General features: G+C 40.2%; 11 protein-coding genes. 2 read left to right on the forward strand and 9 right to left on the reverse strand.

Features of this window, described 5'->3' with window-relative positions; genetic code table 11:
• Positions 1-416 precede the first annotated feature (416 nt).
• From Q0788_RS10550 to Q0788_RS10575, 6 genes are all read right to left on the reverse strand, one after another.
• The gene (locus Q0788_RS10550; RefSeq protein WP_298810421.1) at positions 417-986 is read right to left on the reverse strand and encodes a DUF421 domain-containing protein; all 570 of its coding nucleotides are present in this window, start codon (positions 984-986) and stop codon (positions 417-419) included.
• 267 nt (positions 987-1,253) lie between these two features.
• Complete coding sequence (locus Q0788_RS10555; protein WP_057758834.1) at positions 1,254-1,466, reverse strand: cold-shock protein; 213 nt, start codon at positions 1,464-1,466, stop codon at positions 1,254-1,256.
• A gap of 363 nt (positions 1,467-1,829) precedes the next feature.
• The gene (locus Q0788_RS10560) at positions 1,830-2,261 is read right to left on the reverse strand and encodes a hypothetical protein (RefSeq protein WP_101204855.1); all 432 of its coding nucleotides are present in this window, start codon (positions 2,259-2,261) and stop codon (positions 1,830-1,832) included.
• Positions 2,262-2,558: 297 nt separating this feature from the next.
• The gene (gene ilvC, locus Q0788_RS10565; RefSeq protein WP_101204856.1) at positions 2,559-3,575 is read right to left on the reverse strand and encodes a ketol-acid reductoisomerase; all 1,017 of its coding nucleotides are present in this window, start codon (positions 3,573-3,575) and stop codon (positions 2,559-2,561) included.
• Between the two features lie 134 nt (positions 3,576-3,709).
• Complete coding sequence (gene ilvN / locus Q0788_RS10570; RefSeq protein ID WP_057758828.1) at positions 3,710-4,207, reverse strand: acetolactate synthase small subunit; 498 nt, start codon at positions 4,205-4,207, stop codon at positions 3,710-3,712.
• Entirely contained in the window at positions 4,207-5,919 is a 1,713-nt protein-coding gene (locus tag Q0788_RS10575) for an acetolactate synthase 3 large subunit (protein WP_296207644.1), read from the reverse strand. The genes ilvN and Q0788_RS10575 overlap by 1 nt, the downstream gene beginning before the upstream one ends.
• A gap of 990 nt (positions 5,920-6,909) precedes the next feature.
• On the opposite strand from Q0788_RS10575, the gene Q0788_RS10580 reads away from it, so the two are divergent.
• Positions 6,910-7,407 (forward strand): DUF4124 domain-containing protein, encoded by a 498-nt coding sequence (locus tag Q0788_RS10580; RefSeq protein ID WP_298810425.1) that lies wholly within the window; start codon positions 6,910-6,912, stop codon positions 7,405-7,407.
• Between the two features lie 22 nt (positions 7,408-7,429).
• Here the strand turns inward: Q0788_RS10580 and Q0788_RS10585 are convergent, their stop codons facing one another.
• Positions 7,430-9,253 carry an NAD(P)H-hydrate dehydratase gene (locus Q0788_RS10585; protein ID WP_298810426.1) on the reverse strand — a complete coding sequence of 608 codons (1,824 nt, stop codon included), beginning with the start codon at positions 9,251-9,253 and terminating at the stop codon, positions 7,430-7,432.
• Positions 9,254-9,496: 243 nt separating this feature from the next.
• On the opposite strand from Q0788_RS10585, the gene queG reads away from it, so the two are divergent.
• Entirely contained in the window at positions 9,497-10,654 is a 1,158-nt protein-coding gene (gene queG / locus Q0788_RS10590; RefSeq protein ID WP_298810427.1) for a tRNA epoxyqueuosine(34) reductase QueG, read from the forward strand.
• Between the two features lie 160 nt (positions 10,655-10,814).
• Here the strand turns inward: queG and lysM are convergent, their stop codons facing one another.
• Both lysM and acpP read right to left on the reverse strand, forming a co-directional pair.
• Positions 10,815-11,324: a peptidoglycan-binding protein LysM gene (gene lysM, locus Q0788_RS10595; RefSeq protein ID WP_298810429.1), complete on the reverse strand. Its 510-nt coding sequence runs from the start codon at positions 11,322-11,324 to the stop codon at positions 10,815-10,817.
• A gap of 283 nt (positions 11,325-11,607) precedes the next feature.
• Positions 11,608-11,844, reverse strand: a complete 237-nt coding sequence (gene acpP / locus Q0788_RS10600) for an acyl carrier protein (protein ID WP_057758815.1) — start codon at positions 11,842-11,844, stop codon at positions 11,608-11,610.
• Positions 11,845-12,101: the final 257 nt, after the last annotated feature.

The following is a 12,101-nucleotide window of genomic DNA, read 5'->3' on the forward strand; positions in this document are numbered from 1 at the left end:
TTGTCAGTTAAGAACCAAAGGTTCGTTGTGGTTCAAATTGTCGTTCAAAATACTGCTCAAGGTTATTACTACATCAACAGAATATTGTTAACTAAGAAAGATGAGCCAATATCTAAGAGCATATTAGCATTGTATCTCTTACTAATGAAATCTGCTAAAGCTAAGCCAACCGTTATTATCAGACCTATGTATCTTGCGTCAGCAGGCAGATAAGGTCAAGACAACGCCGTGAATAATGCGTCATAAATTTGTCAACACTCTATAATAAATACTCTATAAGCGCATCGTTTCACGTTTTTCATGGTTCAACAGCTCAAAATGCTCATACCCTTTATAGCATTCTAAGCCTCAGCTTTACTTAATATTTTGTTATTATTTATCTCTTCAAAGTTAACGGATGAGAATAGTTAGGCAAGCTAGACCTGCGACTTACCATTCTTACTAGCACTAAGCAATAATTCGCTATCACGTATATCGTCAAATAAAGACCAGTCAGGTTCAACGTCATTATTCTTGATAACACTCATATCACCTGTCGTCTCCATAATTACTGCAAACACTTCTGTTTTGGCCTTAATACCATTTTTACGTAGCACTTCCTGCACATCGCTGGTACTAAGATTAGCCTCTTTTAAGTTGTCTTCTAAATACTTACCCTGAGCCATTAGGATAATAGCTTGATTGTCTATTAAAGCTTTGAGCGGCTTTATCTTACGTCTAATAACTGAGATAACGCCCTGAATTAAGAATAACACCGCAACAGCAAATAACCCTTGAAGTAGAGAGGGCTTATCTGACAATACCGTCGACGCCAATATACTACCAATACCAACGGTCATGGCAAAATCATGGCTTGATAACTTGGAAAAACTGCGTAAACCCATCAATCGAGTAAACAACATCAGCCCTACATAAAAGCCTATAGCAGATAAAGAAATCCCAAGCACTTGTTGCCAGTCAATTGAAAGCCAGTTTTCCCACTTCATAACACAACCTTATCTATTACATCTTTATTAAATTATTGTTCGCTATTACCTGATGATGTTAACCGTCAAAATCAATAGCACTTTACATTAGCAACACTTTGTCATACCAAAAAAGTCCCATAAAAAAAGCAACCTGATAAGAGGTTGCTTCTTTTTAAAGTCGATACAGTATTTTTATTGTTTTAACAAACAAAGTAATCAATGCATATTGATAATCTTATTGTCATTAAGTTTACTGACAAGCAGTTAACCTAATAATAAATGAGATTAGATAGCTTCGATTTGCTCAGCTTGTGGGCCTTTTTTGCCATCACCTAAGATGAAAGACACTTTTTGGCCTTCGGCTAGAGTTTTGAAACCGTTACCTTGGATAGCGCTGTAGTGAGCGAATACGTCTTGTCCGCCATTGTCTTGAGCGATAAAACCAAAACCTTTAGCTTCATTAAACCACTTTACAGTGCCTTCAACTTTATCTGACATAAATTTTCCTGACTCTTTAACTGTTGGCGAGACTTGTGTCATCACCGATTAATTGATATATACCCTAATATTTTTTGCTAAATGCGGCGGCCAAAAATGCTAAATAATCTTAAAGAAAATCTGGATCTTTTGCCTCAAATATTTTGAGTACAGTCTGATTATAACAGTTTTCCATGGTAGGAACAGTCTAAATTGCTGATTTTTGTAAATAAATACTAACCATTGTTGCAAGCTAACATTGATAGCAACCAGTTCCATATCTTATTGATATAAAATAGTTTTTATTTATAGATATAATACAACTTCATCAGTAAACCCCTAATGAAATAAGTCGACATAGATGATAGCAGGTTAGAATATTAGTTACTGCAATGGTGATGTCGGTAGCCATGCTGAACTCAATACGAGCAAACATAACGCAAAAAACACCAATGAAAATGACTGACTGTAGGCAATATATTTTGCTGGAATCACCAAATCTTTAGGAGAGTCAGGGATGCCTTTACGCTTCAGTAGCTTGGTACCATATATCCAGCCAAAGGTCGTGTATATGCCATATGCAGCAGGCACTGCGATAGCTAACGGGGTCAAATCAATAACGTATAAAATCACCACTGATATGAAGAACCATAGAGTATCTAACAATGAACTGACTTTGAAGAACTTAGATTGAGGCAGTTTACCATCGGTCTGTTTGAGCATCTCCCCTTCTATCCAAATTAAAACTGCTACCACAGCGCTAAGAGTAATATATACGAATTGCGGCGTTAGCCAGTCTGAATAAGATATTTGCACAGCATACAACCTATTATCTATAGAAAGTGAGAATGAAGCATCCGCCCGCTTCGAATACTTAGAAACGGGTAAGAACAATGATGAATGTTAATCGCAAAGGCGCTTTGGCCAATGTTAAGGTGCCTGCTTATATTGGGCAGCAATTAATGGTTTTCAACCGATAACCCAGATTCAAATCAAAGCAAAAAGTATCTATCAAATACTTTGCATAAAAAAACCCATGCTATCAAGTGATAACATGGGCTATTTAATCTAAATCAGATTATTATCTGAATAAGACTTTTATCTGTATAAAACTTAGTTTTTGTCTTTATCGATGATTTTGTTACCACCGATCCATGGCATCATGCCACGTAGCTTAGCACCAGTGATTTCGATTTGATGATCAGCGTTGTTACGACGACGCGCAGTCATTGATGGATAGTTGGTTGCACCTTCAGAGATGAACATCTTCGCGTATTCACCAGACTGGATACGTTTTAATGCATTACGCATGGCTTCACGTGACTGCTCATTAATAACTTCAGGTCCAGTAACATATTCGCCGTATTCAGCGTTGTTACTGATTGAGTAGTTCATGTCAGCGATGCCGCCTTCATACATCAAGTCAACGATAAGCTTTAGCTCATGTAGACATTCGAAATAAGCCATTTCTGGTGCATAGCCCGCTTCTGTTAGCGTCTCAAAGCCCATTTTAACTAACTCTACTGCACCACCACAAAGTACAGCTTGCTCACCGAATAGATCCGTTTCCGTCTCATCTTTGAACGTTGTTTCGATGATGCCTGAACGACCACCACCAACGCCAGCAGCATACGATAATGCTAACTGTTTGGCTTGACCAGAAGCGTCTTGATAGATAGCGATAAGATCAGGGATACCACCGCCTTTAGCGAACTCTGAACGTACAGTATGACCTGGTGCTTTTGGTGCAACCATGATGACATCAAGATCGCCACGTGGTACCACTTGGTTGTAATGGATTGCAAAACCGTGAGCAAAAGCTAGTGTAGCGCCTTCTTTGATGTTTGGCTCGATCACATCATTATAAAGCTCTTTTTGGAACTCATCAGGCGTCAAAATCATGATAACGTCAGCAGCTTTTACCGCTTCTTCTACTTCAGCAACTTTTAGGCCAGCATTTTCAGCTTTTTTCCATGAGCTTGAATTTGCACGTAGACCAACAGTTACATCGACGTCTGAATCTTGTAGGTTAAGCGCGTGTGCATGGCCTTGTGAACCGTAACCGATAATGGCAACTTTTTTACCTTGGATAATAGATAGGTCACAATCTTTGTCATAATAAACGTTCATAAATAGAGTCCTTGTTCTCAATCATGGCTTGCCATGGATAGTAAACGCTTATGCTGTAGTCAATATAATAACTAAGATAAGCGCTTTGTTGATTAGATAAATAAATATTGGTTGAAACTGGTTTTGATAAATATTTAGATGCTGAGGGTTTTTTCACCGCGGGCAATACCGATAACACCTGAGCGAACTACTTCCATAATGCGCTCACGGCCAATTACATCGATAAAACCATCAAGTTTGGCTTTGTCGCCCACGATTTGAATCGTATATAAGTTCGAATTTACATCGACGATTTGTGCGCGGAAAATATCTGCGCTACGTTTAATCTCTTCACGCACACCGCCTGTTGCACGGACTTTAATAAGCATCAATTCACGCTCAACGTGTACATTCTCTGTCAGATTAAGCACTTTAACCACTTCAATCAATTTATGCAATTGTTTGGTGATTTGCTCAATTCTTTCAGGTGACGTAATGGTCGTAACCGTTAGACGTGAGATACTTGGGTCATCAGTAGGTGCGACGTTCAAAGTTTCGATATTATAACCACGTTGTGAGAACAAGCCGACTAACCGCGACAACGAACCCGCTTCGTTTTCCATCAATACCGAAATCAGATGTTGTTGTTGCATTAGGTACGCTCCCCTTTTGTTAACCACATATCACGCATGGCCTGTCCAGCGATTTGCATTGGATATACATGCTCATTACGATCGACGTAAACATCGATAAATACCAGTTTGTCTTTCATCGCCATTGCTTCAGCCAATTGTGCTTCCATGGTCGCAGGGTCAGTAATTTTGATACCGACGTGACCATAGCTTTCAGCCAATTTGACAAAATCTGGTAAGGAGTTCATATAAGACTGGGCATGACGACCTTCATACAGCATATCTTGCCACTGCTTCACCATACCAAGCTGCGCATTGTTAATGTTCAGAATTTTAACTGGTAAGTTATATTGCAAACAGGTCGATAGCTCTTGGATATTCATCTGAATAGAGCCTTCACCAGTAATACAAACCACATCACGCTCAGGATTGGCAAGTTTGGCAGCCATTGCATACGGCAGACCAACACCCATGGTACCAAGGCCACCTGAATTCAGCCATTGACGTGGCTCATTGTAAGTATAGTAAAGTGCCGCAAACATTTGATGCTGACCGACGTCACTTGTGATAATAGCGTTACTATTAGTCACTTTATCTAGAGCTTGTACAACACTTTGTGGCTTAATGCCATTATCTGTGCTGGTGTCATAACGTAAGCCATGACGCTTACGCCACTCATTAATTTGTGACCACCAATCGAGCAATGCGTGCTGCTCTAACTGCTTGTCTTGACCAACAATCTCTAGCATGTCCGTTAAGACAGATTTCACATCACCTACGATAGGAATGTGCGCAAGAATCGTTTTTGAAATTGACGCAGGATCGATGTCGATATGAATGATAGTTGCGTTAGGGCAGAATTTTTTAACGTTATTGGTCACACGATCATCGAAACGCGCGCCGACAGCCAAAATCACATCAGCATGGTGCATACTCATATTGGCTTCGTAAGTACCGTGCATGCCAAGCATACCTAAGAACTGACGATCAGAGCCAGGGAATGTACCAAGACCCATCAAAGTATTAGTCACTGGTAAATTCAGACGATGTGCAAGATCTGTTAACTCTTCGTGCGCATTGCTCCAAATCACACCGCCGCCTGCATATACAACAGGACGCTGCGCTGCTAATAGCGTTTCAATGGCTTTTTTGATTTGACCGCTGTGACCTTTGAGTGACGGCTGATACGAGCGTATAAATACTTCTTCTGGATATTCGTAAGCAAATTTTTCGCTAGGCGCCGTCATGTCTTTTGGCACATCAATGACGACAGGACCTGGGCGACCAGTCTGGGCAATATAAAACGCCTTTTTTACAATCATTGGAATTTCGCTAGCATGGCGTACTTGGAAGCTATGCTTAACGATAGGACGAGATACGCCTACCATATCTGTTTCTTGGAAAGCATCTTCACCAATTAGGCTGCTTGGCACCTGACCTGCGATCACAACCATTGGTACAGAATCCATAAAGGCAGTAGCAATAGCTGTCACGGTATTGGTCGCACCAGGGCCTGATGTGGCCAACACGACGCCAGTATGACCAGTCACTCGCGAATAAGCATCGGCCATGTGGCCCGCTGCTTGCTCATGACGTACTAAGATATGCTCAATATTTTCTTGCTGAAACAGCGCATCATAAATGTGTAAGACCGCGCCACCTGGATAGCCAAAGATGTATTCGACACCTTCGTCAGTCAGTGCTTGCACCAGCATTTCAGCGCCCGATAGCATCACAGGCTGTGCACTACCTTCTGCAAGACGTTGTTGCTTTTGTTCAAAATTTTTGGCGGCATTACCCGTCTGGGTATGTCCCGTCATGTTCGGACTTTGCGTGGTTTGCGTCACTGTCATCACCTTTTTTTGCGGCGAGAATTTGCGGGATTCTATGAGTAAAAATAATTACTTACCGTCATTATTTCTACTTACTGAATGATCGCTAATTCTTGTCCATATCAAGAATATCTGCCCAATAGGTTTAATTAAAACTGTCTCATAGGACAATACTAATCAAACATAGCAGTGTATTTTAGGTCAGCTTTGTGATGGATGTTTATCGATATACAGTGACAAGATGCGAGTGCATCTATAAAAGAAGGCGCTTATTATTGAGGTTCGATACTAGCAAGTACCTATTGTGACTTTATTCGTGTGACTTTATTTGTACAGATGCATCGATATACACAAGCAAAAAAACTTCATAGCCAATGCTAAATTATAAGATGTTTAGAACTTACAATAGGCTTTGGGGAAATCTCTTAACAGCATACTATATCGCGTTTGATACAACTGCTAAAAACACATTTAGCACATTTCAAATAATAAGTTTATCTTAGTCATTGTAGACAGATAAGTCCGGAGACAATGTATCGCTATCAACAGTGGTCGTTATGCCACTATGCTTGCTATATCATTATCACAAAGGAAATAAAACTGCGTAAGCTACCGATAAGTAACTCGTCGTTTTCTTTCTCAAGTGCCACGGCAACATCGTAAAAGCCGCTCACTGACCAATCAACTGCTATTATATTCGATGGTTTACGAGTTATTGTCAAGAAAAACTTCTAAAGCCTATCCCAAACTAATAGTTATTAAATAATACACATTGATAAGTATTATTTGCTAGAATCGATAGTCGATACATTATTACTACCAATAAAACGTTCAAGTGTTATATTTACACCCATATACATTTGATTTTTATTAAATAAGAGGATTGCTACTATGGCATATGCGTCTAAGATAACTACCGCTGCCAAACTGTTGATGAGTACCGCGTGTATGCTAATGCTGTCCATGAATGCCAGTCAGGCCATTCAAGTTTATAAATCTATTGGGGCACATGGTGAAGTAAAATATAGCCAACATGCGCCACAAGTCGGCAAAAATATCGAACTGATTGAGTTTCGTAGTGACGGTAGACAGAACAATGCAGGACAAATGGCAGGAAAAACAGATCCTAACCAGAGCAGCAATGCTCAAACTGCAGAAGAACAGCGAGTAGCAGCACTTGAAGCACGTATTAAGGAACAAGAAGCTCAGGCTAATGCTCAACGCTGCCAATCATTACGTAATAATCTGACCAACCTAAATGTAGGCGGCCGTATCTATGAGATGGATGCCAATGGTAAACGTCAATACCTAGATGGTCGTGAGATTGAGCTTAAGCGCGAGCGAGTACAGCAAGCGATTACTCAGTATTGCTCCAACCCTTCTACCTAGTCAGACCTAATGAAAGCAAATATCAAACTATCATAAGCTGCATGACGTGACGAATGGCTGCTGGCATATCTTGAGCTTGTAGCCCTCGTTGCCCCATTAGTAATATATTTGCGTCGCTATTCGCTTGATTGACTAATACATCTCCTGCAAACCCATGTATAAGAACCGCTTGATGCAAGCTACGTGCCTCTGCTGATAAATCTTGCTGTGCTAATAGTCCAGCGGTTACCCCAGATAGCACATCACCCATGCCAGCGGTTGCCATACCAGCATTACCCACATTACAGACATATACTCTTTCTTTTCCCTCTTCTTGTTCTAACACTAACGATCCTGCCCCTTTTAATACCCAGTCACCACCATATGTTGCAGCGCACTGTTTTATAGCTTGCAGTCTATTGGACTCAATCTCACTTATCTTTTGCTCAAGTAATCTAGCTGTTTCCCCACTATGCGGCGTCAAGCAAACCCGATGATTAGCACTATATTCTCGTAGCTTTGTCGCCAGTTCATGACTGTCCATGTGCAGCGATGCTAAGTGATAAAGTCCATCTGCATCGATCACAATTGATTTTTCATTCTCTATAGCAGCCTGTACGTAATCAATGAATAATGCTTCGGCTTTTTCGTCGCGGCCAAGCCCCATCCCAATAGCAACGACACTGGCCTGCTTAATCAGATTTTTCACGCCGCTTGCGTCATGTAAATTAATAGTCATCGCATCTGGTAATGAGGTCAATAGTGACCCATGAAAAGCCTCATGGCAGGCAACTGTTATTTTACCGGCACCTGTCGCCATCGTACTGGCCGCTGATAGTATTGCAGCACCGCCCATACCCTGAGAGCCATCGACGCGATTTCCGCCAATGACTAGTACATGACCGTAGCTACCTTTGTAGCTGTTTTGGCGACGTGGCTTCATACTATATGCAGCCATCAGCAGCGTGGCAACTGGCGCAAATGCTTGACTGGCATTTTTCTCAGCTACCATATGATGGCTAGCTGTTTGCTGACACGCCTTTTGATGAGGTATCAACGGTATATCGACTATGTCTCCGCTATAGTCTGTACCGTCTTTGGTATGTAGACCAAACTTGCGCGCAATCAAACATAGAGTCACGTCAGCTTGTATCGCTATACGTTCGAAAACTTCACCAGTAGAGGCCACTAACCCACTCGGAATATCAACTGCTATTGCCAGTGCGTTATTTTGCTGAGTAAGACTATTGAAGGTATTGATAGCTAATTCATAAACGCCTTCTGGTGCACGATCTAAGCCAATACCAAATAATGCATCGATATAAACATCAGCTAGCAAGTTTATTTTATCCGCATCATCGTGACTAATAATGTCTTCAAACCGTTGATAGTGACAACTGCTAGCTAGAGCTATCTGTAATGCCTTTGTCGCGTCCGTTATATTTCCACTGTAGCTATCTTTATCGCTAGGAGTTTTAGAAGTTACTGATTGGTCATCGATAATAAAATCATCTTTACTAAAGCCAACTGTTATTACTTCTACTTGCCAGCCAACTTGCTGTAAATAATGAGCGATGAGCCAGCCATCACCACCATTGTTACCTTTCCCTACCCAGATACTTGCTCGACGTGGATGAGCACTACGGTGATAAATGTTAGTGTTGGTAGAATGGCTGGCACTGACGGTTTTTCGCTCATAAATCTGCTCTATTTGCTGTGTCATTTGCCAAGCAGCTTGTTTCATCAAACCAAAACTATCGTATCCCTCTGCAAACCAAGCGTGCTCCATCGCATAAACCTGCTCACTACTATATAGCGCAATAGGTTGTGTATTTTTTATAGGTGATAAATGGGTATTATTTCTCATAACTCATCCTTGGTGTTGCTACTAATTTTTATTTTATCTAAATTTGGTTGCTCATTTCTCATATCAGCTTAGCAAAAGCTTACCTCGATTTATGTATCAATATGAATGTGAGTTTATTTTCTTTTATACTTGCACTCATTGCTCACTGGCTTATCATAGCGGTATTTACATAACCGCTGATCGTCAGATATGAATAGTCTGATTAAAACAAACGAGAAAACATCTAATAAGCACCTACTCTCTATGCCTACTGATAAAAACAGAATTACCATTATGAACCCAACTGTATTTGCAACTACAGCTGATGTTAAGCAGTGGATTACAGCACAAGCACAGGCACTAGGATTTGCTGATTGTGGTTTTTTATCTGTGCATCATCCTTTGTTTACTAAGCAGATTGAACAGCTAAAAAAGTGGCTAGATAAAGGCTATGAGGGCCAGCTGCAGTTTATGCATAATAATCATGATCTGCGCGCTCATCCTGATCAGCTAGTCGAGGGAGCAAAGACCATCATCAGCGTACGTATGGACTATCTAACTCAAGCACCCACACCGCGTGCTGTCACTGATAACGATCACCCTAATAAAGGCATCATTGCGCGTTATGCAAGAGGGCGTGACTACCATAAAACAATGCGTAGTCGTTTAAAGCAATTGGCTTTAAAGATAGAAACAATGCTTCCTGAATGGCAACATTTGGAAATCGGTTTAGAAAAAGAATTTGTGTTTAGACCTTTTAGCGATTCGGCGCCTATCTTTGAGCGGCCTATTGCAGATGCAGCAGGTCTCGGTTGGACAGGTAAACATACATTACTTATAAATAAACAAGCTGGCTCATTTTTTGTGCTCGGTGAGCTATTTTTGAGCCTTGAGCTGCCCGATGATAAACCGGTCAAGGAGCATTGCGGTAGTTGTAGCGCTTGTATCGACATATGCCCTACTCAAGCAATTGTAGCGCCCCACGAGCTCAACGCCTCTGCTTGTATCTCCTATTTGACTATCGAGCATGATGGCGTCATCGATACCAAATATCGACGCGCAATTGGCAATCGGGTCTTTGGCTGTGATGATTGCCAGTTAATCTGTCCATGGAATCGTTATGCCAATCTAACTACTGTTGATGACTTCGTACCAAGGCATGGATTGGATAATAGTAGCTTGCTTGAACTATGGCAGTGGCAAGAAGCCGACTTTATGAAGAACACTCAAGGTAGTCCGCTTAGACGCACCGGCTATGTGAATTTTTTACGTAATATTGCTATCGGACTTGGCAATGCTAATGCTAGCTTAGAAGTAGTCGAACAGTTAAAATCTAAATTGACCTTACATAATGACATGCTAGATGAGCATATCGAATGGGCTCTAGCTGAGCAGCACAACAAGCTAGACTCGACTAATTAACCAATCACTTTATAACTATCAAATGTCACTGAAATAAAGTGTTTATTTGAAGTGTACAACATAAAAAAAGCCTCTTAATAATAAGAGACTTTTTTATTAGAATGTCATATTCAAAATACTATCTTTCTATACACTACCTTTCTATACGCTTCTTCTAGAATTATGGCTTAGGAATGCGTAGTACTTGACCTGGATAGATTTTATCTGGATCAGATAACATTGGCTTGTTTGCTTCGAATATCTTCATATAATCACCAGATGAACCATAAACTTCTTTAGCAATCTTAGATAAGCTGTCACCAGACTTTACCGTATACATTATAGATTCAGGTGCATCTTCTTCGATATCGATGTTATCAATAACTTTTGCAACGTTTTGCACGTTACCGATAGCGATAATTGCTTTTTCACGGTCAGCTTGAGTTTTAGCATTACCGCTAATTTCTGCAGTATCTGTAGAACCATTGTATTTAATTTTCAGGTTACTGATATTGAGATTCTGCTGCTGAATACGGCGCAACAAAATATTTGCCACTGATTGTGCACTCGGCTCACTGCTTTGTACTGGTGTATTGGCATCTGCTTTCGTCTCTGTCTTAGCATCATGCTTTTCGTCATCACGGTTAAAAATCTTATCACCGATATCTTTTGCAAAGCTAAACATACCCATATATCTACTCCTTGAAATATTATTATTTGTCATTCTTTTAGTAAAACACGCAATCAAACAATATTTTAAATGTCTAACCGGCATCCTTTTCTACGACTTACTATTATGAGTATAGATAAAGTGATCCAATGTATATAGTAATAGTATGTTGAATAATGTTGAATTGACGTAGTCAATGTTAAATTCGATTGCTGCGTTTAAAAATATCAGTTATACACCCATAAAAAAAACCGCCTATCTAATCAGATAAGCGGCATTATAAATCTGCTAAATAAGTAGCAAATTATAGTTGGGCTTGTACGTAATCGATTGCTTTTTGAACAGTAGTCAATTCTGCAGAATCTTCATCAGGAATAGTGATACCAAAATCACTTTCAAATGACATAACCAATTCAACTAGGTCTAAAGAATCTGCACCTAGGTCTTCCATGAATGAAGCATCATTGTTGATGTCTTCAACATTCATACCTAGTTGCTCAGCTACTGCTGCTTTTACTCTTAACTCGATATCATTACTCATGTAGATCACTCCGTTATCATCTATTATTTTTAATAAACTGCTATATCGCCTTGTTTAAACGCTATAGCATGGTATATAAAATGCGTTTGCCAGACCAGCAATGCTGTCTGAGTACTCTATGACATGTTATACAGTCTGTCTGATGTCTAATAAAGCCCTGTTATCATACAGGGCTTTGACTCAAAAGTATCCGGCATTATAGCATCCTTTATTATAGTTTACACTCGTTCACACAGTTTTTTATTATAACTATGTAA

The sequence above is a fragment of the uncultured Psychrobacter sp. genome, assembly GCF_947500265.1.
Taxonomy (GTDB): domain Bacteria; phylum Pseudomonadota; class Gammaproteobacteria; order Pseudomonadales; family Moraxellaceae; genus Psychrobacter.